Source organism: Geobacillus sp. YF-1 (genome assembly GCF_052692335.1).
In genome coordinates this window covers 909,573-930,435 of record NZ_CP199850.1, presented here as the reverse complement: position 1 = coordinate 930,435, position 20,863 = coordinate 909,573, and the positions used below count along the sequence as shown (strand labels likewise).

General features: G+C 53.7%; 20 protein-coding genes and 2 pseudogenes. 8 read left to right on the top strand and 14 right to left on the bottom strand.

The annotated features are described in order from the left end of the window. The first annotated feature begins 53 nt into the window (after positions 1–53). Genes mtnA through ACTVIM_RS04690 form a run of 4 tightly spaced genes read left to right on the top strand, consistent with a single transcriptional unit; the run spans position 54 to position 4,770 of the window. Positions 54–1,121 (top strand): S-methyl-5-thioribose-1-phosphate isomerase, encoded by a 1,068-nt coding sequence (gene mtnA, locus ACTVIM_RS04705; protein ID WP_445613818.1) that lies wholly within the window; start codon positions 54–56, stop codon positions 1,119–1,121. Then, a complete protein-coding gene (locus tag ACTVIM_RS04700) occupies positions 1,108–2,268 on the top strand; it encodes a sugar ABC transporter substrate-binding protein (RefSeq protein ID WP_033017635.1) in 1,161 nt (386 codons plus the stop codon). The genes mtnA and ACTVIM_RS04700 overlap by 14 nt, the downstream gene beginning before the upstream one ends. Then, complete coding sequence (locus ACTVIM_RS04695; protein WP_445613817.1) at positions 2,265–3,815, top strand: sugar ABC transporter ATP-binding protein; 1,551 nt, start codon at positions 2,265–2,267, stop codon at positions 3,813–3,815. Before ACTVIM_RS04700 ends, ACTVIM_RS04695 begins: the two co-directional genes overlap by 4 nt. Next, positions 3,757–4,770, top strand: coding sequence for an ABC transporter permease (locus ACTVIM_RS04690; RefSeq protein WP_445613816.1), 1,014 nt, complete (start codon positions 3,757–3,759; stop codon positions 4,768–4,770). The genes ACTVIM_RS04695 and ACTVIM_RS04690 overlap by 59 nt, the downstream gene beginning before the upstream one ends. 61 nt (positions 4,771–4,831) lie before the next feature. Here the strand turns inward: ACTVIM_RS04690 and ACTVIM_RS04685 are convergent, their stop codons facing one another. Further along, entirely contained in the window at positions 4,832–5,323 is a 492-nt protein-coding gene (locus ACTVIM_RS04685) for a methylated-DNA--[protein]-cysteine S-methyltransferase (RefSeq protein WP_033017632.1), read from the bottom strand. Next, complete coding sequence (locus ACTVIM_RS04680) at positions 5,313–7,529, bottom strand: PAS domain S-box protein (protein ID WP_445613815.1); 2,217 nt, start codon at positions 7,527–7,529, stop codon at positions 5,313–5,315. The genes ACTVIM_RS04685 and ACTVIM_RS04680 overlap by 11 nt, the downstream gene beginning before the upstream one ends. Before the next feature lie 198 nt (positions 7,530–7,727). Between ACTVIM_RS04680 and ACTVIM_RS04675 the strand changes: the two genes are divergently transcribed. Continuing rightward, positions 7,728–9,500, top strand: a complete 1,773-nt coding sequence (locus tag ACTVIM_RS04675; RefSeq protein WP_445613814.1) for a B12-binding domain-containing radical SAM protein — start codon at positions 7,728–7,730, stop codon at positions 9,498–9,500. 99 nt (positions 9,501–9,599) lie between these two features. On the opposite strand, the gene ACTVIM_RS04670 is transcribed toward ACTVIM_RS04675, so the two are convergent. The 6 genes and pseudogenes from ACTVIM_RS04670 to ACTVIM_RS04645 all read right to left on the bottom strand — a co-directional run. Continuing rightward, positions 9,600–9,755 carry a hypothetical protein gene (locus ACTVIM_RS04670; protein WP_445613812.1) on the bottom strand — a complete coding sequence of 52 codons (156 nt, stop codon included), beginning with the start codon at positions 9,753–9,755 and terminating at the stop codon, positions 9,600–9,602. Positions 9,756–9,860: 105 nt separating this feature from the next. Beyond that, positions 9,861–10,013, bottom strand: coding sequence for a hypothetical protein (locus ACTVIM_RS04665; RefSeq protein WP_165570907.1), 153 nt, complete (start codon positions 10,011–10,013; stop codon positions 9,861–9,863). Next, positions 10,006–10,173 (bottom strand): hypothetical protein, encoded by a 168-nt coding sequence (locus ACTVIM_RS04660; protein ID WP_011230441.1) that lies wholly within the window; start codon positions 10,171–10,173, stop codon positions 10,006–10,008. Before ACTVIM_RS04660 ends, ACTVIM_RS04665 begins: the two co-directional genes overlap by 8 nt. Then, positions 10,170–10,325: a hypothetical protein gene (locus ACTVIM_RS04655; protein WP_445613811.1), complete on the bottom strand. Its 156-nt coding sequence runs from the start codon at positions 10,323–10,325 to the stop codon at positions 10,170–10,172. The genes ACTVIM_RS04660 and ACTVIM_RS04655 overlap by 4 nt, the downstream gene beginning before the upstream one ends. A 321-nt stretch (positions 10,326–10,646) precedes the next feature. Further along, a pseudogene (locus tag ACTVIM_RS04650) lies at positions 10,647–10,955 on the bottom strand (carbohydrate ABC transporter permease); the annotation flags it as partial. Between the two features lies 1 nt (position 10,956). Continuing rightward, positions 10,957–11,229, bottom strand: a pseudogene (locus ACTVIM_RS04645) (carbohydrate ABC transporter permease); the annotation flags it as partial. A gap of 117 nt (positions 11,230–11,346) precedes the next feature. Between ACTVIM_RS04645 and ACTVIM_RS04640 the strand changes: the two are divergent. Further along, positions 11,347–11,547, top strand: coding sequence for an alpha/beta-type small acid-soluble spore protein (locus tag ACTVIM_RS04640; protein ID WP_033018461.1), 201 nt, complete (start codon positions 11,347–11,349; stop codon positions 11,545–11,547). Between the two features lie 12 nt (positions 11,548–11,559). On the opposite strand, the gene ACTVIM_RS04635 is transcribed toward ACTVIM_RS04640, so the two are convergent. The 3 genes from ACTVIM_RS04635 to ACTVIM_RS04625 form a co-directional block, all read right to left on the bottom strand. After that, entirely contained in the window at positions 11,560–12,594 is a 1,035-nt protein-coding gene (locus ACTVIM_RS04635) for an anti-sigma factor domain-containing protein (protein WP_445613810.1), read from the bottom strand. Continuing rightward, the gene (gene sigI / locus ACTVIM_RS04630; protein WP_370454518.1) at positions 12,591–13,340 is read right to left on the bottom strand and encodes an RNA polymerase sigma factor SigI; all 750 of its coding nucleotides are present in this window, start codon (positions 13,338–13,340) and stop codon (positions 12,591–12,593) included. Before sigI ends, ACTVIM_RS04635 begins: the two co-directional genes overlap by 4 nt. A gap of 515 nt (positions 13,341–13,855) precedes the next feature. Further along, a complete protein-coding gene (locus ACTVIM_RS04625; RefSeq protein WP_445613809.1) occupies positions 13,856–15,271 on the bottom strand; it encodes an amino acid permease in 1,416 nt (471 codons plus the stop codon). Between the two features lie 318 nt (positions 15,272–15,589). Between ACTVIM_RS04625 and ACTVIM_RS04620 the strand changes: the two genes are divergently transcribed. Both ACTVIM_RS04620 and ACTVIM_RS04615 read left to right on the top strand, forming a co-directional pair. Further along, entirely contained in the window at positions 15,590–15,931 is a 342-nt protein-coding gene (locus tag ACTVIM_RS04620; RefSeq protein ID WP_445613808.1) for a DUF485 domain-containing protein, read from the top strand. Further along, positions 15,931–17,466 carry a solute symporter family protein gene (locus ACTVIM_RS04615; RefSeq protein WP_445613807.1) on the top strand — a complete coding sequence of 512 codons (1,536 nt, stop codon included), beginning with the start codon at positions 15,931–15,933 and terminating at the stop codon, positions 17,464–17,466. Before ACTVIM_RS04620 ends, ACTVIM_RS04615 begins: the two co-directional genes overlap by 1 nt. A gap of 210 nt (positions 17,467–17,676) precedes the next feature. Here the strand turns inward: ACTVIM_RS04615 and menC are convergent, their stop codons facing one another. Genes menC through ACTVIM_RS04600 form a run of 3 tightly spaced genes read right to left on the bottom strand, consistent with a single transcriptional unit; the run spans position 17,677 to position 20,781 of the window. Further along, the gene (gene menC, locus ACTVIM_RS04610; RefSeq protein ID WP_445613806.1) at positions 17,677–18,801 is read right to left on the bottom strand and encodes an o-succinylbenzoate synthase; all 1,125 of its coding nucleotides are present in this window, start codon (positions 18,799–18,801) and stop codon (positions 17,677–17,679) included. 14 nt (positions 18,802–18,815) lie between these two features. Further along, positions 18,816–19,637 carry a GNAT family N-acetyltransferase gene (locus tag ACTVIM_RS04605; RefSeq protein ID WP_445613805.1) on the bottom strand — a complete coding sequence of 274 codons (822 nt, stop codon included), beginning with the start codon at positions 19,635–19,637 and terminating at the stop codon, positions 18,816–18,818. Next, on the bottom strand, positions 19,612–20,781 hold the full coding sequence (locus ACTVIM_RS04600) for a M20 peptidase aminoacylase family protein (RefSeq protein WP_445613804.1): 1,170 nt from the start codon (positions 20,779–20,781) through the stop codon (positions 19,612–19,614). The genes ACTVIM_RS04605 and ACTVIM_RS04600 overlap by 26 nt, the downstream gene beginning before the upstream one ends. Between the last annotated feature and the right edge of the window lie 82 nt (positions 20,782–20,863).

Here is a 20,863-nt window from a genome sequence, read left to right as displayed (position 1 = left end):
GGCCGTCCAACGCCAGCTTGGGCCAATCGATCAACCGAGAAAGGAAGACGACGATGAACTCATTTGCCATCCCGCGCTCTGTCGAATGGCGTGAGACGCATATCACGATTTTAAACCAGCAAAAACTGCCATCGGTCACCGAATACATCGACTTGCATACGCTCGAAGACGTCCATGAGGCGATCGCGACGTTGAAAGTGCGCGGGGCGCCGGCGATCGGCATCACGGCCGCCTATGGCTTGGCGCTCGCCGCCTCGCGCTATGAAACCGAAGCGGTGGACGAATTTCAGCGCCGCTTGCAACAAGACCGCGACTACTTAGCGAGCGCGCGCCCGACGGCCGTCAACTTGTTTTGGGCGCTCGATCGGCTCGTCGCCGCCGCCAACAGCGCCGCTTCCGTCAACGAAGCGAAAACAACGCTCATTCACGAAGCGATCCGCATCCAAATCGAAGATGAGGATGTGTGCCGCCGCATCGGCGAATACGCCTTGTCCCTTTTCCGCCCGGGCGACCGGGTGATGACGATTTGCAACGCCGGTTCGATCGCCACCGCCCGCTACGGAACGGCGCTTGCTCCATTTTATTTGGCGAAAGAAAAAGGAATCGAGCTGTCCGTCTACGCCCTTGAGACACGTCCCGTTTTGCAAGGGGCGCGCCTGACCACATGGGAACTCATGCAGGCGGGCGTCGATGTGACGCTCATCACCGACAACATGGCGGCGCAAACGATCAAGGCGAAACATATTAACGCCATCATCGTCGGCGCCGACCGGATCGCGCGAAACGGCGACACGGCGAACAAAATCGGCACGTTCGGCCTCGCTTTGCTCGCTCAATCGTTCGGCATTCCGTTTTACGTCGCCGCGCCGCTGTCTACGATCGACATCAAGACAAAAACAGGGGCGGACATCCCGATTGAAGAGCGCCATCCGGACGAAGTGACCCATCTCGCCGGTGTGCGCATCGCCCCGGAAGGCGTCAACGTGTACAACCCGGCGTTTGACGTGACACCAAACGAACTCATTACCGCCATCATTACCGAAAAAGGCATCGTCCGCGGCCATTACGAAACGGCGCTGCCATCGTTATTCGCAAAGGAGGAGCAGTATGAAACGATTTAAAGCCTTATCACCTCTTTTTCTTCTTTTCTTTACGGTGTTTTCCATCTTAACCGGCTGCACGAACGAGCAAGATGCCATGAGCGCCAAGCCGGCCAACGAAACGAAACAAACGAACAACAACGACGCCACATCGTCCAACAGCTCCACCGCCGCGAGCAGCGAGCAGGCGGCCATTCCGGAAAAACTGAAAAAGCCGGTGAAAATCGCCGCCATTATGCAACTATCGATCGGCACATTCTCCTCGCAATACATCGCCGGCGTGAAAGAACAAGTGCAAAAATTCGGCGGCGAAGTGCAAATTTACAACGCCGACAACGATTTGACAAAGATGGCATCGTATGTTGAAACGGCCATTACACAAAACGTCGACGCGATTTTGCTTGACCACGGCCGCGCCGATGCGCTCGAAGGTCCGGTAAAAAAAGCCGTCGCCAAAGGCATTCCGGTTGTGGCGTTTGACAACGATTTGAACATTCCCGGCGTCACCGTCATCGACCAAGACGACTATAGCCTCGCTTGGAAAACGTTAAAGACGCTCGCCGAAGATTTAAACGGCGAGGGCAACATCGTCACGATTTGGGTCGGCGGCTTTACTCCGATGGAACGGCGCCATGTCATTTATGAGGCGTTCAAAAAACGCTACCCGAACATTAAGGAAATCGCCAAGTTCGGCACAGCGAGCGCCAACACCGCGCTAGACACGCAAACGCAAATGGAAGCGATTTTGAAAAAATACCCGAACAAAGGCGACATTGACGCCGTCTTCGCCACATGGGACGAGTTCGCCAAAGGGGCGACGCGCGCCATCGAACAAGCCGGGCGCACGGAAATTAAAGTGTACGGCATCGATTTGAGCGATGAAGATTTGCAAATGATCCAAAAACCGAACAGCCCGTGGGTGGCGACGACAGCGACGGATCCGGCGGAAGTCGGCCGCGTGCAAGTTCGCTTTGCCTACCAAAAAATTGCTGGTGAAAAAACGCCGAACATTTACTCGCTCGAGCCGCATTTAGTGAAACGGTCCGACCTGCCGGACAAACAAGTATCAATGAGCGATCTCTCGCAATACATCCCGGGCTGGGGGCAATCGAACGTCGCCATCTCGCCGTGGATGAAAACGTTGGAAGCTCAGGTGAACAAAAAATGAACGGGTTGTCAATGCGGGGCATGGAAAAATCGTTTGGCGCCGTGCGCGTGCTTGACGGCGTGGACTTCGACGTTCGTCCGGGCGAAGTCCACGCCCTTTTAGGCATGAACGGCGCCGGCAAAAGCACGCTGATGAACATGTTGGCCGGCGCCATTTCGCCTGATGCCGGCACGATCGCAATCGACGGCACCCCATGCGCGTTTTCCTCGCCGTTTGACGCGAAACGAGCCGGCATCGGCTTTGTCGTGCAAGAAGTCGACACAGCGCTGTTTCCCGGTTTGTCAGTGTACGAAAACATCGCCGCCGATGAACTCGCTCGCGCCACGCAGCGGCCGATCCGCTCGCTGCGCCAAGAAAAAGAGCGGGCCGCCGCTCTCCTTCGCCGCGTCGGCCTTTCCATCCCGCCGACGAAGCTCGTGCGCGACTGTTCGCTCCACGAAAAGCAGCTGATCGTGCTCGCGAAGGTGCTGTCATCCGACGCGCGCTACATCATTTTGGACGAACCGACCGCGGCGCTGAGCGAGGCGGAAACGAAGCGGCTGTTTGCCATCATTCATGAGCTGAAACAGCAAGGCGTCGGCTTTATTTATATTTCTCATAAGCTGAAAGAAGTGCAAGAAATCGCCGACCGGCTGACGATTTTGCGCGACGGCCGCGTCGTCTATCACGGCGCGGCCGACAGCCTGTCGCTTGAAGACATCGTCCTGCATATGACCGGGACAAAGCGAAGAACGTCTGCCAACCAGGCGCGCACGTACGGGGACGACATCGCCTTTGCCGCCCGCGGAATCACGATTGACAAAACCGGCACGACCATCGACCTATACGCCCATCGCGGCGAAATTGTCGGCATCGCCGGCTTGGTCGGCGCCGGCAAGACGGAGCTTGCTGAAAGCTTGATCGCCCATCGAAACACATCCGGCGAGTGGAAAATAGATGGCAGACGTTATATGTTCTCATCGCCCTATGAAGCCATCGCCGCCGGCGTTTGCCTTATCCCCGAAGAACGGCGCAAACAAGGGCTGTTTTTGCCCGAATCGGTGCGGGCGAACATCACCGTGCGCCTTCTTTCCCGCCTAGCGCGCTGGCAATGGATCAAGCGGGCACAAGAAGCGGAAGCCGCCAATGCTCTCGTGCGCTCGCTCGGCATTCATCCGCCGTCAAGCGCCACGGCTGTCCGCCATTTGAGCGGCGGCAACCAGCAAAAAGTCGTGATCGGCAAATGGCTAAACACGAACGCGCGCGTCTTTTTGTTCGACGAGCCGACGAAAGGGATCGATGTTCACGCGAAGCAGGACGTGTTTGCCATCATCCGCTCCCTTGCCGATGAAGGAAAAACGGTGCTGTACTTTTCCAGTGAATGTCAAGAGCTTCTTGACATTTGCGACACCATCTACGTGATGGTCGACGGTCGGCTGCTCGCCCGCCTGCCGGCCGCTGAACTCACGTACGAGCAGCTTGTTTATTATTGCAGCGGAGGTGAAATCGATGAACCAGCCGACCGTTTCCGCGACGCCGTCGAAAAAAACGGCACCGTCTATTCTTGAGTTTTTGTATAAACACGGGACATTGCTCGCCATTCTGGCCGTGATCGCCTATTTTGGCATCACGCAAGACCGGTTTTTCACGTATGAAAACTTCAGCGACATTTTGCGTTCGATTTCGATCGTGACGCTCGTGGCGATCGGGATTACGTTTTCGCTCATCGTTGACGGCTTCGATTTATCGGTCGGGTCAACGGTCAGCCTTGCGACGATCGCCAGTGCGGCGGCGCTTGTTCTGTACCGCCAAGAAATTTTCGTCACCTTGCTCGTGCCGCTGTTGCTCGGCGTCGCCGTCGGACTGCTCAACTCGCTCTTGATCGTCAAATTCAAATTGCCGGATTTGCTTGCGACATTGGCGACGATGTACGCCATCAACGGCGTACAGCTCACCTATACGAAAGGATTTTCGATTTATAACGATATGCCGCTGCCAGACGGCGGCACGGCGCCGGGCAAATTCATCCCTTCCTTTCTATTTATCGGCCAAGGAGAGCTGTTCGGCGTGCCGTTTTCCGTTTTGCTGATGCTGTTTGTCGTTATAGCTACCCATTTGTTTTTGACATACACCAAACCGGGGCGCCTCTTTTATTTGACGGGGGAAAACCGGGAAGCGGCAAGGCTGTCGGGGATTCCGGTGAACCGTTACCGGACGTACGCGTACATCATTAGCGGCTTTTTCGCCGCCCTTGGCGGCATCGTCCTCGCTTCACGCATCGGCACCGGGCAAGTGTCCGCCGGCGCCTCGTTTTTGATGGACGGCGTCGCCGCCGCCTACATCGGCTTTTCCGTCTTTGGCGCCGGCAAGCCGAACGTCATCGGCACGTTGTTCGGCTCGATTTTGATGGGGGTGTTGTTGAACGGCTTGACGATGGCCAACGTTCCGTACTACGCCCAAGACATTATAAAAGGCGCCATTTTAGTCGGCGCCCTCGCGTTGTCGCATTGGCAAAAAAAATAACGCCCGATCCCGCCCCTGTGGACTCAAGTCCTAGGGGCGGCGTTTTTTTGCACCTTTGCCCCTATTTGTGGCGCCGCTCGAGCGCCAACAGCTTCTCCTTCACATCGGTGCGGCTTCCGGCATAGCCGGTCAAGGCGCCGTTTTTGCCGATCACGCGATGGCACGGAACGATGATCGCCAGTTCATTCGCCCGGTTCGCCTGTCCGACGGCGCGCACCGCTTTCGGCCGGCCGATTTGCGCGGCAATATCGGCGTAGGTCGCCGTTTCACCGTACGGAATGCGGCAGAGCGCCTTCCACACGTCTTGTTGAAAAGCCGTGCCTTGCCACCGCAGCGGCAAATCGAACGCTTGACGGCGGCCTTGAAAATATTCATCCAACTGCGCAAGCGCGCGTTCCAAAAGCGGCGACCGGCTTTCCACCACCGGATGCCTGCTCGCAAACGCGCGCCATTCCTCCGAAAACAGCTCAACTTTCACAATCGCCTCACCGTCAGAAGCGATGTACATATCGCCGAGCAGCGCTGAACGGTATACCGCATAGTCAATCGTCATCGTCGTCCTCTCTTTCCGTTCGCTCGATCGGCAGCGTAATATGGAACGTCGTGCCGACGCCGACCTCGCTTTCCACGTCAATTTTCCCTTGGTGTTCTTCGATAATTTTATAGCTGACCATCAAGCCGAGCCCGGTGCCGCGCTCTTTTGTCGTATAAAACGGCTCGCCGAGCTTTTTAATTTTATCTTTCGGGATGCCGCACCCTTGGTCGGTGATCGAGATGCGCACATGGCAACCGGCGCGGGCGATGCGCACCGTAATGTCCCCGCCTTTTGGCATCACTTCAATGGCGTTTTTCAAAATATTAATGAACACTTGCTTCAGCTGGTTCGGCTCGCAATATACCGGCGGCAGCCCGCGCTCGAAATCGGCAATGATTTGCACGTTATGCATCATCGCTTGGGCGCTGATCAAATCGATCGTATCTTGCATAATTTTGCAAATGTCGTTTTGCTTGTATTGCACCGCCTGCGGTTTCGCTAGAACGAGAAACTCGGTGATGATCGACTCAATCCGCTTCAACTCCGACATAATAACATTAAAATACATCGAATAGTCGCCGTCAATGCTTCCTTGCAGCAGCTGGATAAACCCTTTTAACGCCGTCATCGGGTTGCGGATTTCATGGGCGATGCCCGCAGCCAGCTCGCCGACGACATTGAGCGTATCCGATTTGCGCAGCTGCAGCTCCATCTCTTTCCGTTCCGTCACGTCGCGGAGCATCATCATCCCGACGCCGGGAATCACTTCTTTTTTCAACGAAAATTCGACCATTCTTCCTTTCCACTCATCGGAAAACTCCACTTCTCCACTCGCCTCACCGGCTCGCTCGCATTGAGCAAGCAGCTTGTTCAGCTGGCGGCGCGCCCGATCTGGAACGCACTCTCCCACGGTTCGGCCGAGCAGCTGTTCTTTGGCAGCGGCAAAGATGTCGCAGGCGATCGGATTGGCGTCAATGATGCGATGCTCCCGATCCCAGAGCAAAATGCCGTCCATCGCATGGTCGAAAATGCTGCGGAACTTTTGCTCGCTTTCGCGCAGCTCGCGTTCGATTTTGCGCCGCTCGCTCACATTGCGAAAAATCGTCAAATGATAGCCGTCGATCGCCCCTTTTTTCATCGTAAACTCGAGCTGTTTATCCTCACCGTTCGGCATATGGAACGTCAATTCATCGCGAATTTCTCCTTTGCGGCGAAATTCGCTAAAAATGCGCTTCACCTTTTCCTCTCCATAGTCGACAAAATCCAATAAATTGCGGCGCACAAGCAAGTTCAACGGCAGCTCGAACGTGCGGCTCGCCGCTGGGTTGGCGTTCAATATGTAGCCAAAGTCATCCCAAATGAGAATCGCTTCGTGCGCCTGCTCAAAAATGGCCCGGAATCGTTCTTCGCTTTTTTGCAGCTTGACCTCCATATTTTTCCGCTCTGTCACATCGCGCATAATGGCCATGTAAAATCCGCTGTACACGTTCGACGTCGCCGTCAGCTCGAACATTTTCACCGTGCCATCGGGGCGAATGAGCGACAGCTCGCCCTTGGCTGTCCCTTTTTCTTTCATCTCCGCCAGCAAACGAGCGAACTCCTCGGCGCACTCGCGGGCGACAAACTGCTGGAACGATAAGTTTAGCAACTTGTCTTTTTCCAAATTCAAACTCAGCGAAAACGCCGGATTCACGTCAATAAAGCGGCCGAACTCATCAAAAATGACGATGCTGTCGACCGCGCGGTTAAAGACGTCGCGAAACAAAAACTCGTGAATGATCCGCTCGCGCTCAAGCGCCTTATGGGCCGAAACATCGCGCATCATGACGAGGTCAAATTCGTCGAACACATCTTTTTTCATCGAAAATTCAACATGCTTGACCTTGCCGTCCGGCAGCTTGATGAGCAATTCATCGCTAAACGAACCGAACTTTTGCAGCATCGAGCGCTGAAACAGCAAAATATCGGGCGGCACGAGTTCTAAAAAGGAAGAGAAGGAACGGCCGACGAGCGAAAACTTATCCATTTCAAACAGCTTGCACGCCGCTTCGTTCACATCGACAAATTCGCCGTTTTTATTTAAAATGACAATGGCATCAAGCGACCGCTCGAAAATGATTGAATAGCTGTTTAACCGCTCCTTCAAACGTCGATTTTCTTCTTCAAGCAGCCGCACGTCCGGCGATGCATGTTGCTCTTCCCGGGGAGAAAGGCTTTTGGCCATATCGATCTCTCCTTGTCTATTCAAACCATATCAACTACATGTATATTCGCTGTGGAAAAATTTACTCCTCCCTTTATTTACGAAGATTTTGCAAAAATCTTTTCTTCAATGTTCGACAAGTTTTTTCTTCTTTTTCATTTGGCGAAACTGCGCTATAATGAAAGGTTAGTACGAATGGAAAAAGGGGTTTTCATTTCGATGAACATTATTTGCACGACCTTAAACGCCAAATACATTCATATGAATCTCGCCATCCGCTATTTGAAAGCATACGCCCAACCAGAGTTTGACGTCAAGCTCGTTGAATATACGATCAAAGATCCGGCCATGAACATCGTCGCCGACTTGTACCAGCGCCGGCCCGATGTCGTCGGCTTTAGCTGCTACATTTGGAACATTGAAGAAACGATCAAAGTCGTAAAAATGATAAAAAAAGCAGCGCCGAATCTGATCATTGTCGCCGGCGGACCCGAAGTGTCCTATGATGTGCGCGAGTGGATGGAGCGGGTGCCGGAATTGGACTTTATCGTGATTGGCGAAGGGGAAGAAACGTTTAAACAGCTGCTGTTCGCCCTAAACGGCGGCGGGGACGTAAGCAATATCGCCGGGCTGGCGTTTCGGGACGGAGACCGCATCGTCGTCAATCCACAGCGGAATAAAATTCGCTTGGCTGACATGCCGTCACCGTTTCGCTTTCCAGAAGACATCCCCCATCTTCCCAACCGGATCGTTTATGTCGAAACGAGCCGCGGCTGCCCGTTCAGCTGCCAGTTTTGCCTGTCATCCATTGAGGTCGGCGTCCGCTATTTTGACCGCGAAAAAATCAAAGACGACTTGCGCTATTTGATGCAGCACGGGGCGCGGACGATCAAGTTCGTCGACCGGACGTTCAACATCAGCCGCAGCTACGCGATGGACATGTTTCGCTTTTTAATTGACGAGCATGTGCCGGGGACGGTGTTTCAGTTTGAAATTACCGCCGACATCATGCGCCCGGAGGTGATCGAGTTTTTAAACAACGAAGCGCCCCCTGGGCTGTTCCGCTTTGAGATCGGCGTTCAATCAACGAACGATGAGGTGAACCGCCTGATCATGCGCAAGCAAAACTTCGCCAAGTTGTCGCGGACGGTGACGATGATTAAGGAAGGCGGGAAAATTGCCCAGCACTTAGATTTGATCGCCGGCCTGCCGGAAGAAGATTACGACTCGTTCCGGAAGACGTTCAATGACGTGTTCGCTCTTCGTCCCGAAGAGCTGCAGCTCGGGTTTTTGAAATTGCTGCGCGGCACCGGGCTGCGCCTGCGCGCCCATGAATACGGCTACGTATATATGGATCATGCGCCGTACGAAATACTGAGCAACAACGTTCTTTCCTTTGAGGACGTGATTCGCATCAAGCAAGTGGAAGACGTGCTCGAGAAATATTGGAACGCCCATCGGATGGATGAAACGATTGAATATTTAGTCACCGACGTCTTCTCGTCGCCGTTTGACTTTTTCCAACAGTTTGGCACGTATTGGGATGAACGCGGCTGGGCGCGCATCGGCCACCAGTTAGAAGACTTGTTCCGCCGCCTCCATGAGTTTTTGCGCACCTCTGCGCCAGACGCTTTGCCGATCGCCGAATCGCTCATGAAATACGACTACTTGCGCAACCAAAAATATAAGCCGCGCAAACCGTGGTGGGACGAAAAAACGGAGAAAACGGCGCGCGCAGCCGTCTACCGGGCGCTGCTTGAGCGCCCTGAGGCGCTCGGAGCGGATTTTGCCGCCCTTGGGCTCGGGGAAAAAGAACTGTTTAAACATACGGTCGTTGAAATCGTGCCGGTGGATGTCGGCCGCTACACGGCCAAAAAACAGCTTTCGTTCACGCCAACCGCCATCGTCGCCTACTTCGCCCCGTCCGGTGCCGGTGCGACGCTGTTTTCCGCGCCGCTTTCAGCGTTGTCGGTTTCTTCGGCATCGGCGTAGACGGAAAGCTTTTTGTCATGGCCGGCCGCTCCTCCATGAAAACGGAGGCCGGTGAACAGGCGCTGACAACCCTTCGTTATCCTTACGCCCGGAGTGTTGTCAGTGCTTTTCTTTTCCATTGAGCACCCGCTTACCGACTCCTTCCGCCAGCGCATGCGGGTGTTCCCGATTCTGGATGATCAACGACGGGCTCGTTTCCGTGAATCGATGAAGCCGCGTCTCACCATCGCCGCTGTTTCGCCACATTCGATTCATTCGCAAATGGGAGCTGCCCATTCATGGCACGAAAAAAGAACGCCGCTTCCGGCGTCCCTTCTGTTTTCGCTTGCCTGCTGTGAAAGCGGCTGGCAGACAGCCCTCTCACCGCGGTGGGTCTTTCTTTTTTGTTTCCTTCCTCTTCGCCCGTTTTTGCTCTTCCATCAGCCAAATAGGTTGATGAGCGGCAAAATCGCCCCATTCAAACGCCATTTCTTCATTTCGTTGGACAGGCCGCTCCTTCTGATCGTTATCCATCGCCGCCTCCTTGGCGCCCTTTTTTCGAATTGCGGTTCGCGCCGCGAATCATGTCTTCTTCGCCGGCGTATTGCGCGGCAAATTCCGTATCCGGCAGGCTCTCGGTCGGCGTTTTATTGTTGTTTTTCGCCGCGTCGAATTTCACTTTTCGTTTCATCATCGTTTCGTCTCCCCTTCATCTATCGTTTTCCGTTGATAAGCGACAATCACAATTTCTTCCCCCGTCTCTTCGCGCAGCCGCTGTTCCAACTGCTGGAGCTGGCGAAGCGTCCCGTCATGAAGACGGGCAACCGGGAACGCGATGTCAGCCACCTTGATCCTCCTTCCGCTTTTTTCTTATCGTGCCTCGGCCATACATCGATTATGCACCGTCATGGCTTCAACACGACGGCAAGCGCAGCCGCCCCCCATCCTCGCCTTATCCTCTTTCCTGCCTGCCTCGGCCACCGCATCGTCCATTCCATGGCGTTGATCCCTTTCCTCGCAGCGTAGGTATTTCACCTATATGATGCTCGTTTTTTCAACGCCTATGCCGCATGAAAAAAAGCTGTACCAAGGTCAGGAAGACCTTGGGACAGCTTTATCAAAGCCCCTTCTTCCGTTCTCAACGCGCAGACAGAAACAAACCTATCTTTATTTCCCGCCCGTAAACGAAATCCCTTTTATAAAATAGCGATTGAAAAACGCATAAATGATCAATACCGGCAAAGTAAACACCATGGAGGCGGCCATGATGTAGTTCCAATAACTGATGTATTGCCCTTTGAAGCTGTTCAGGCCAAGCGGCAAGGTAAACAATTGCGGATCCGACAAAATAATGAGCGGGCGCATGAAATCGTTCCACGAACCCATGAAGACGAAAATGGCCTGAGCCGCCAGCGCCGGGCGGGCGAGCGGCAGGACGATCCGGAAAAAGGTTCCGAACCGACCAAGGCCGTCAAGCTAATGCTGGCAAAAAGTAAACGATGCGGAAAAACTTTTCTCCTTTTAACCCTGCGTTTAAAGTAGCCGCCAATACAAGAGCCAAAACGGTCTGACAAGGAACGACAATGACGACGTATTTCACGGTGTTCCACAACGCGATTTTTGCCCGAGTATCATGCGCCATGCGCGCAAAGTTATCAAACCCTACAAACTCAAAAGATGCCGTTCCTAACAGCTGCACTTTATGAAATGCTAAAAAAACGGCAAATACGATCGGACCGATGATGAATAAAGTTTGCAACGACTTTTTTCATCATCTTGCCTCCCTTTAATTCCCACCTATACCCAAGCAACGGTTTGCTTATACTAATGATGCCACATCGAAACATGACGAAGGAGGCAAAAAAGAATGGCACGTGGAAGCAACAAACTGCTTGTTCCAGGCATTGAACAAGCATTGGAACAAATGAAATACGAGATCGCCCAAGAGTTTGGCGTACAGCTTGGGGCTGGCACTGTTTCGCGCGCCAACGGCTCTGTCGGCGGAGAAATAACGAAACGGCTCATCGCTCAGGCGCAAAGCGAGCTGACGGGCCGAAGAACGGAATAAAGCCGAGCGCAATCACTCGGCTTTTTTTGTGTTGCCATCCGTTGCTTTCATCTTTCGGTCGGTCTCGTTTGGAGCGAGCGAACCGCGTGTAGGGTTGCCTTTTCCCTTCCCGGCCCGTTTGTTTTCATCATAATCGCCCGGCCGCAGAGGACGGGCGTTCTCATTGTTTTTCCCTTTGGGGGACATTTTGTCTGCAGGGGACGGTTTTGAAGGGGAATCAGCGTTTTTCCGCTGATGCGGCGGCTGTTGTTCGTTTTTCTGCCCCTTCGGTTGTTTTGGCTCATCATGATGTTTCTTCGTTGACGCCGGCGGCTTCGTGGACGACGGCGACGGTTCGTTTCCTTTTCTCCCTTCCTTCTCTTTGCCGTTTGGCGAATGGGAGGGCGATGGCGGGACGGGTTTCCCTTTTTTCTCGATTTGCAGCAGCTTTCCTGTTGTCATTCCCCGTTTGACGGCTCGATTGCGCACTTCCATCGTGCTCTGTTTCGTTGTGACGACAATCTGTTCATCGGCTACCGCTTGCCGGATTTCCGCGAGCTCGGCCGACAGCTTCCGTTCCGAAGAGAGGTCTCGTTCGGTTTCCACCGTCGTAATCAGCACCTCACCGCCCGCTCTTAAATACCCTTTTTGTTCACTCAAAGCAATAATTTGTTTCGCCACCGTTGAAAACGGTTCGCTTTTCCATGCTGAAAGCGCCGCGAGCACGTCGCTCCCTTCTTCATTATAGGCTTTGAGCGTCAATACGCGCAGCTCATCATCCACTCCGGCTTCAATGCTCGGGTTGATGTCGATCGACATATACGCGTACACCGTATCGACGGGCCGCTGTATCCAAGTGGCCACCAGCAGCGCGGCAGCGATGACGGCGCTCACAAGAGCGTATCGAAAGGAGCGGCGCCGAAACGGAAACGATGAATGGACCGGTCGCGCCTCAATTTCTTCCCCTATTTCGTACTCTCGTTCTTTTTTTAGCTGTACGAATTCTCCTTCCGGCGTCAGCACCGTGACGAACTCTTCGTCCCATTCGAGCACAATCCCCTTTTTCATGATGAAAGCACCCCTTTTATATAGTCCTTTAAGTAAAGATAATCACCCGCCAAAATGACCGCGACCGCAATAATGTATTTTCTGTTTCTCTCGATGGTTTTGCGGCTGACGGATGCCATTGTTTCGAGCTGTTTGATGGGCAATTGCTTTTTCTGAAACAAGAGGGCAAGCCATTCCTCGTTTTCAACCAACAACTGGGCGACACGAACGGCGTTGAGACGGGCATCCTTATGTTTCGGCGACTGTTCAACCAAATCATGGAAATCAATACCGAACTGTTTTAGCACCTGCCGGTAGTGAATGATTTCTTCGCGCCGCTGCTGCTGCTCGATCTGCTTGTAAAACTCATCAATGGACAGTTTGGCATCCAAATACGTCTGGGCTGCCTGTTCGCTGTCCTCGCCGTCCTCAACGTGCCAGACCGATTCGCGCATTCGCGCCTCTTTCCGAATGTAATCGATCAACCGCCGCTTAATGAGCAGCTCAGCGAAGGAGAGAAACGAGCCGCCCTTGTGCGGCGCATATTTTTCGATCGCCTCATTGAACGCAATCAACCCGATGCTCGCCTCATCATCTTCCTCACGGATGAACCGCTTGCAGACGCTCGAGGCGGTTTTGGCGATAAACGGCTTGTATTGCTGGATCAAGTCATTGCGCAGCGCTTCATTCCCTTGCTGGATCTCTGCCACCGTCCGTTCAAGCGTTCTCTCTCTCTTTTTCAATAATGTGCCAAACATCGATTTCACCCCGCTTAAATGAAACGGACTGACGCTCTTCTTTACACTATTCGTACATCGTAACGGAAATGTGGGCGTCGTTCAAGAGAAAGGTGTCGCAACCGGGGAACTCGTTTAGAAGGTTGGTGATTTAGTGTAAAATACTGCTGATTCCATCCGTTTCTCAATGAGAGAAGCCTTGCAAAATCAGCTTTCTTTTCTGAATGAAAATGCCGCCGATTCGTGTGTGACAGCGGTTTTTCACCACCCCTTTAGAAACGACGGCTGAAACATCACCGGTTCGCTCGCTGGGTAAAAATCAGAAATGGAAAAATCATCCTTATGGTGTAATGCCGCTGATTGACTCGTGGCAGCTGTGTTTCACCGACCTGCTTGAGGAATGTGGCTGGCCCCGGTGTTCCCCCCCCTTTCCAAGCTCCATTTGCCCAACCTCTGTCCGTTTTTCCGCTGCTCAGCCGTCCGAAGCAAAAAAGAGGTTGTCCAAACGACACCGTTTGGATCAACCTCTCTTCTTTTGACAATCGTCAGCTGACTTTCTCTTCTTTGGCACCCGCCTGATTGAGCGCGCTGTGCCTCCGGCCGTAGACAAAGTAAATCGCTAAGCCAATCAGCAGCCACGAGACAAAACCCATCCATGTCATCGGCGGAAGCTGAAGGACTAAATAACCGCAGAACAAGACGGCTAAAATCGGAACGACCGGGACGAACGGAACGCGGAAAGCCCGTTTTAAATCAGGCTGGGTCTTGCGTAATACCAACACACCGATTGAAACGGTAATGAAGGCAAAGAGCGTGCCGATATTCGTCAGTTCGGCCAATTTGTTGAGCGGGATGACGCCGGCAAACACCGCTACAGCCGCTCCAGTCAGCCACGTATTGACATACGGCACTTGGCGCGTTGGGCTGATGCGGGCAAACACGTTCGGCAGCAACCCGTCGCGGCTGATGGCGTAGAAAAGGCGCGTCTGTCCGTACATCATCACGAGAAGCACCGTCGTAATGCCGGCGATCGCTCCGAGCGAAATAAAACCAGCGACCCAGTCTTGGTGAATATAGTTCAACGCAAACGCCACCGGGTTTTTGACATTGAGCTGTTCATACGGAACAATGCCTGTCAACACGAGCGAAACAGCGATGTATAACAAAGTGCACACAAGCAGTGAGACGATGATGCCGATCGGCATATCGCGCTGCGGATTGCGCACTTCTTCCGCCGCCGTCGACACCGCGTCAAACCCGATGTAAGCGAAAAATACCGTCGCCGCGCCGGTCGCGACACCCGAGAAGCCATACGGCATAAACGGCGTCCAGTTTTCCGGCTTGACATACCAAACACCGACAGCTAAAAAGAGGAGCACGACCGCGACTTTGATCGTCACGATGATGGCGTTGAAACGGGCCGATTTTTTCGCTCCCAAATTCAGCAGGAAAGCAATCAGCAACACGATCAAAACAGCTGGCAAATCAACGAACGTTCCTTTTGCCGGATCATACGCGCTCGTCAGCGCTTTTGGCAACTCAATGCCAAACCCAGCAAGCAGGCCTTGGAAATAGCCGGACCAGCCAACGGCAACCGCCGATGAAGCGACGCCGTACTCCAAAATCAAATCCCATCCTAAAATCCAGGCGAACAGTTCGCCGAACGTCGCATAGCTGTACGTATACGCGCTTCCGGACACCGGCACCGTCGAAGCGAACTCCGCGTAGCAAAGCGCCGCGAACACACACGCTAACCCCGACAAAATAAACGAAAGAACAAGCGCCGGACCGGCATGTTCCGCCGCCGCCACCCCGGTCAGGACGAAAATGCCTGTCCCAATGATGGCGCCGATGCCGAGCATCGTCAAATCGAACGCCCCTAACTCCTTGCGCAGCGAGGCTCCTTTCGCCGCCGATTCATTGATCAGCAAGTGAATCGGTTTTTTACGAAACAGACTCATAGATGTCTCCCCTTGTCGTTTTTTGTAGAAATTTGTTGAATTTTATCGAAAAGTACAGTTAGCATTGTACATGATGATGGTTTTTTTGTAAAGTGTGAAAATAAGAAAAACAGCAAAAAATTTTTTCCGTTTGGCGCGCCAAAGCAAAAAATTTTTTCATTATCGATTGAATAAAAACAATTTACAAATTTTTCAGTCAACTGTATAATGAACATGTGACAAAGTTGTGACAAGAAAGGAGGACGGTCTTTCCGACCAACGGTGTGCATCGATATCTCGTTTTGAAAACGTTTTAATTCAAACTAAGGAGGGATTTTCATGGCCGTCAAAAAGCAGTCATTTTCCGAACCGGTCGGCGCCAATTACGAAGCGATCGCCCAGTCCGCTTCATTTCGCGCTCTCATCCAAGCGAAGAAGCGCTTTATCGTTCCGGCGACCGTCTTTTTCTTCGTTTTTTACTTCGCCCTTCCGGTATTAACGTCGTACTCGAAAGTGCTCAATACGCCGGCGATCGGACCGGTCAGCTGGGCTTGGCTGTTTGCGTTCGCGCAATTTATCATGACATGGGCTTTATGCATCCTTTATTCAAAGCGCGCAGCCGAATTTGACAACATCGTCGAACAAGTGAAACAAGAAACGGCGGAAGGAGGAAATGTCTGATGCATGGGCTCGCCTTTTTCCTCTTTCTTGTCATTGTCGCCTTGACGTTGGTCATTACGTACTACGCGTCGAAACGGACGAAAACGACGAGCGAGTTTTATACGGCCGACAGCAGCCTTACCGGCTGGCAAAACGGGCTGGCCATCGCCGGCGACTATATGTCCGCCGCGTCTTTCTTGGGCATCGCCGGCATGATCGCCTTGGCGGGATTTGATGGTTTCTTTTACAGCATCGGGTTTCTCGTCGCCTACCTTGTCGTCTTGTACATCGTCGCCGAACCGCTGCGCAACCTCGGCAAATACACGATGGCCGACATGATCGCCGCCCGTTTTGACGATAAAAAAGTGCGCGGCGTCGCGGCGTTAAATACGATCGCCATTTCGATTTTCTATATGATCGCCCAACTCGTCGGCGCCGGCGGTCTCATTAAGCTCCTGCTTGGGCTCGATTACATTTATTCCGTCTTGATCGTCGGCGTTTTGATGACGGTGTACGTCGTCTTCGGCGGCATGACGGCCACAAGTTGGGTGCAAATCGTCAAAGCCGTCTTGTTGATGGTCGGTACGTTTATCATTTCCATCATCGTCTTTGCCAAATTCGACTTCAGCATCGCTAAAATGTTCCATGAAGTCAAAACCGCCACGCCACTTGGCGAAGCGTTTTTAAACCCGGGCAACAAGTTTAAAGACCCGCTTGATACGATTTCGTTAAACTTGGCGCTCGTGTTGGGAACGGCCGGGCTGCCGCACATTTTGATCCGCTTCTTTACGGTCAAAGACGCGCCAACCGCGCGCAAATCGGTCGTTTATGCAACATGGATCATTGGGATTTTCTATGTGTTGACCATCTTCTTAGGGTTCGGTGCCGCCGCGTTCGTCGGCTATGACAAAATCGTCGCCGCTAACCCCGCCGGCAATATGGCCGCTCCGCTGTTGGCTGAAGCGCTTGGTGGAGATTTCTTGTTCGCCTTCATCTCGGCTGTCGCGTTCGCGACCATTTTGGCCGTTGTCGCCGGGCTCGTTCTGTCAGCCGCCTCCGCGTTTGCCCACGATTTTTACAGCCATATTTTGCGGCGCGGCCAAGCAACGGAAAAAGAACAAATGCAGGCGGCGCGCTGGGCATCGGTCGGCGTTTCCGTACTCTCGATTTTGTTAGCGTTGTTCGCACAAAAAATGAACGTCGCCTTCCTCGTGTCGCTGGCCTTTGCGGTGGCGGCGAGCGCCAACTTGCCGACGATCGTCTTTACGATCTTCTGGCGCCGCTTTAATACGACAGGAGCCATTACTGGCATGCTCGTTGGCTTGATCAGCGCCCTGTTGCTCGTCTTCTTCAGCCCGAACGTCTGGTCACCGCAGCCAGGAGCCGCCATTTTCGTCGGCGAACCGCTCTTTAAGCTCGCCAATCCGGGCATCATCTCGATCCCGCTCGGCTTTATCGGCGCCGTCATCGGCACGCTCGTTTCGTCGAAAAAAGCGGACGAAAAGAAATACACCGAAATTGTCGTCAAAGCGAACACCGGAATCGGACGGGTGTAACGCCACGAACAAAGAGCTGGCCCAAAGCGCCAACGCGTTTTGGGCCAGCTTGAAATGCGTGCTATAACAGTTTGCACATATAATATTCATTAATTTTTTTGCTCAACTCCAAAAAATTTTCCGCATTGCTAACATCAATCGGTCTTATGATCATTTTTTCTTTTCCCCTTTATGTAAACTCCTTGGAAAGCTTATTGAATGCCATCCGCTTTATGTCGTCGCCCGATGAAACACCTTGGCAAACTGTGTATACCGCTCGACTTGGCGGCGGTCGACGCCGTAGCCGATGCCGGGGGCGTCCGGCACGCGAATCAAGCCGCCTTGCACCTCGACTTCCGGCGTGATAATATCCCGCTCCCAATAATGGGACGACGCGGCGGTATCGCCGGGAAGGGTAAAGTTTTCCAACGTCGTGATCGCAATATTGTGGGCACGCCCAATGCCCGCTTCGAGCATTCCCCCGCACCACACCGGCACGCCGCGCTCAGCACAAAGATCGTGGATGCGCTTCGCCTCCCCAAGCCCGCCGACACGCCCAATTTTGATATTGATGATGCGGCCGCTGCCAAGGTCCAGCGCCTTGCGCGCATCGTCATAGGAACGAACGCTTTCATCAAGGCAAATCGGCGTCTCAAGGAGCGGCTGCAAGCGCGCATGATCGATGAGATCATCGGCGGCAAGCGGCTGTTCGATCATCATCAATCCGAATTCATCAAGCGCTTTCAGCCGATCCATATCGGCAAGCGTGTACGCCGAATTGGCATCGGCCATGAGCGGCACGTTCGGAAACGCGCGCCGCACCTCGCGAATGACATCGACATCCCATCCGGGCTTTATTTTCACCTTGATTCGCCGATATCCTTGCGCCACATACCGTTCAATGACCCGCAGCAAGTCGCCCACCGTCGGCTGAATGCCGATGCTGACACCGACTTCAATCTCTTTTTTCGTCCCCCCAAGAGCTTGATAAAGCGGGACGCCGAGCCGCTTGGCATATACATCCCACACCGCTCCTTCAAGCGCCGCTTTCGCCATATGATTTTGGCGGATGGCGTTAAAGCGCGTTGACAGTTCCGCTGGATGATCGATCGGCTCCGCCAGCGCAAGCGGGACAAGGAAGTCCTCGAGCATATGCCAGTTCGTTTTCACCGTTTCCTCGCTGTACCACGGGGCGGCAAAGGCGACCGATTCGCCCCAGCCGGAAACGCCGTCGCGGTCGACCGCTTCCACTAAAAGAAACTCTTTCGCTTGAAACGTGCCGAAGCTCGTTGTAAACGGCGACTTCAACTCCATGCGCAAATGGCGCAAGATGACGTACTCGATGCTGATCGTCATTCCTCTTCCCCTTTCTACGGCAGCCATTCGTTTCTCCGCACCCATATGTAATACATCGCCGGCTCCCCGGAACGGCGCCAAGCGCTGGCGGCAATCCAGCCTTCCATGAGCAGCCGCTGAAACAAAGCGCGCGTCGTCAACCGCCACTCAAGCGCCAACGCGAGATCCCGCTCTTTCAACTGCGGAAAGTCAAGCGGAATCGCAGCCAACAACAACGGCGCCGCTTTTTCATCGACGTCCTTCAGCACCGGCCGCAACAGGCCGTCAGCCCTTTGGTCTGCATCGAGCACCACCAGACGTCTCGCCTTGAGAACATCGGCTGTAGCCAAGCTCCGCTCCCCGGTCGGACGCTCATCAAGCCTCCATTCGACAATGAAGCGATCGGACGGCAGCTGACCGTTCAGCGCATCATTCATTTCGCCGTAGCAATTTTCCACATAGCCGACGGCTGCCGCCCCCAACTTCGCTACGTTCAGGTAGCCGTTGCGGCTTTGCAGCGGATCGTACGTCCAGCGGATGACCCGATAACCACGCCGTCGCGCTTCTTCCGCCTGTTTCATTTTTAAGCGATAGCCGATCCCTTGATCGCGAAACGATTCGGCAATCCCCATCATATGGGAGCAAAGATACACTTCCCCGTTCCGAAACCCAGGAAAGCTGTAGACAAAGCCGACGAGCTTCCCGTCGGCATACGCCCCGATGATCAAGCCGCCGTTTTTCGCCACCGTCAGCGTTTGATGAAGCGGAATTGGCGCTGTTCCCCAAATCTCCTCCTCAAGCCTGGCCATCTCATTCAACTGTTCGATCGTCTCAATGATTTGCAGCGACAGAGGCACGCTCGCTCTCCCCCCGCGGCGCAAACGTCACAAACGTATTCATCACAACCCGCGCCAAAATTTCCACGCCGGAAAGCAAATCCTCGCGCCGGAATGTCATCTTCGGATGATGGAGTCCAGGGTGCAAGTCGCAGCCTAATCCGAGCATCGTTGTTTTCAGTTCCGGTTTCTTAAAGGAATAAAAATGGAAATCCTCCCCTCCCGACGTCACGACCGGCAGAACGCACTTTTCCGCCCCCAAAGTCGTGATAATCGCCTCCTCCATCAGCCGCACGGCATCTGGATCGGGATGAGCGGCGACGATGCGCGTCCGCTCCATAAGCTCAATATCAGCTCCGTAAATCGCAGCGACCCCGTTGATCACATGGCGCAGCCCTTCGATGAGCAGCTCCATCGCTTCGTTCGTTTGCGCCCGCAAATCAAGGGCAAATTCCGCGTAGTCCGGGATCGTGTTCGCATCTTTTTCACCGGCGTGAAACTTCGTCATCTTGATCGATGCCGGCACTTGGGGGTCGATATGAATTTTCCCCAGCTCCTGCACGATAGCGCTGCCGACCTCAATGACGTTGACGCCTAAGTGCGGCCGCGCGGCATGGGCCGCTACACCGCGAATTCGTCCTTCGATGCATTGCGCTGCCCCGTGAAGGATCGCCGGCGCCGCGTACCCGCTTTTGACTTCCTGAACCGGCCGTAAATGAACGCCATACAAAAACGCCAAGCCATCGGCCGCTCCCTTTTCTATCATCTTCAACGCCCCTGTGCCTTTTTCTTCGGCCGGCTGGAACAAAAACCGGAGCGTCCCCGGCGGCTCATAGCCGATGCGGCGAAGCAATTTCGCCACCCCAAGCACGACCGTCATGTGAGCGTCGTGCCCGCACGCATGGTTCGGCTGCCAAACGCCGTCGACTTCTTGCCAAAGAGCGTCCATGTCGCTGCGCACCCCGACCGTAAACGGGCCGGCGCCGATTTCCGCCACCACGCCCGGACAATCGGCAAACGTCCGCACCCGATACCCTTCGCGCTCCAGCTCCTGACGAACAAATTCCGTCGTCTGCCACTCCTCCCAACTGATTTCTGGATGACGATGAAGATGGTCAAAAATCTCCCATAGCTCTGTTTTCAGCTGTCTGATGATTTCCTTCATTGCTCTCCCCCGGCTGTTTAAAAGATGAAATGATGATTATATTTATTATAATATTCAAATAAACAAATGCAACGACAAATAG

Excerpts from the sequence above, each read along its gene's own strand:
- mtnA (WP_445613818.1), top strand. The coding sequence starts at position 54 with ATGAACTCATTTGCCATCCCGCGCTCTGTCGAATGGCGTGAGACGCAT.
- ACTVIM_RS04700 (WP_033017635.1), top strand. The coding sequence starts at position 1,108 with ATGAAACGATTTAAAGCCTTATCACCTCTTTTTCTTCTTTTCTTTACG.
- ACTVIM_RS04695 (WP_445613817.1), top strand. The coding sequence starts at position 2,265 with ATGAACGGGTTGTCAATGCGGGGCATGGAAAAATCGTTTGGCGCCGTG.
- ACTVIM_RS04690 (WP_445613816.1), top strand. The coding sequence starts at position 3,757 with ATGAACCAGCCGACCGTTTCCGCGACGCCGTCGAAAAAAACGGCACCG.
- ACTVIM_RS04685 (WP_033017632.1), bottom strand. The coding sequence starts at position 5,323 with ATGACGATTGACTATGCGGTATACCGTTCAGCGCTGCTCGGCGATATG.
- ACTVIM_RS04680 (WP_445613815.1), bottom strand. The coding sequence starts at position 7,529 with ATGGCCAAAAGCCTTTCTCCCCGGGAAGAGCAACATGCATCGCCGGAC.
- ACTVIM_RS04675 (WP_445613814.1), top strand. The coding sequence starts at position 7,728 with ATGAACATTATTTGCACGACCTTAAACGCCAAATACATTCATATGAAT.
- ACTVIM_RS04670 (WP_445613812.1), bottom strand. The coding sequence starts at position 9,755 with ATGAATCGAATGTGGCGAAACAGCGGCGATGGTGAGACGCGGCTTCAT.
- ACTVIM_RS04665 (WP_165570907.1), bottom strand. The coding sequence starts at position 10,013 with ATGGATAACGATCAGAAGGAGCGGCCTGTCCAACGAAATGAAGAAATG.
- ACTVIM_RS04660 (WP_011230441.1), bottom strand. The coding sequence starts at position 10,173 with ATGATGAAACGAAAAGTGAAATTCGACGCGGCGAAAAACAACAATAAA.
- ACTVIM_RS04640 (WP_033018461.1), top strand. The coding sequence starts at position 11,347 with ATGGCACGTGGAAGCAACAAACTGCTTGTTCCAGGCATTGAACAAGCA.
- ACTVIM_RS04635 (WP_445613810.1), bottom strand. The coding sequence starts at position 12,594 with ATGAAAAAGGGGATTGTGCTCGAATGGGACGAAGAGTTCGTCACGGTG.
- ACTVIM_RS04625 (WP_445613809.1), bottom strand. The coding sequence starts at position 15,271 with ATGAGTCTGTTTCGTAAAAAACCGATTCACTTGCTGATCAATGAATCG.
- ACTVIM_RS04620 (WP_445613808.1), top strand. The coding sequence starts at position 15,590 with ATGGCCGTCAAAAAGCAGTCATTTTCCGAACCGGTCGGCGCCAATTAC.
- ACTVIM_RS04615 (WP_445613807.1), top strand. The coding sequence starts at position 15,931 with ATGCATGGGCTCGCCTTTTTCCTCTTTCTTGTCATTGTCGCCTTGACG.
- menC (WP_445613806.1), bottom strand. The coding sequence starts at position 18,801 with ATGACGATCAGCATCGAGTACGTCATCTTGCGCCATTTGCGCATGGAG.
- ACTVIM_RS04600 (WP_445613804.1), bottom strand. The coding sequence starts at position 20,781 with ATGAAGGAAATCATCAGACAGCTGAAAACAGAGCTATGGGAGATTTTT.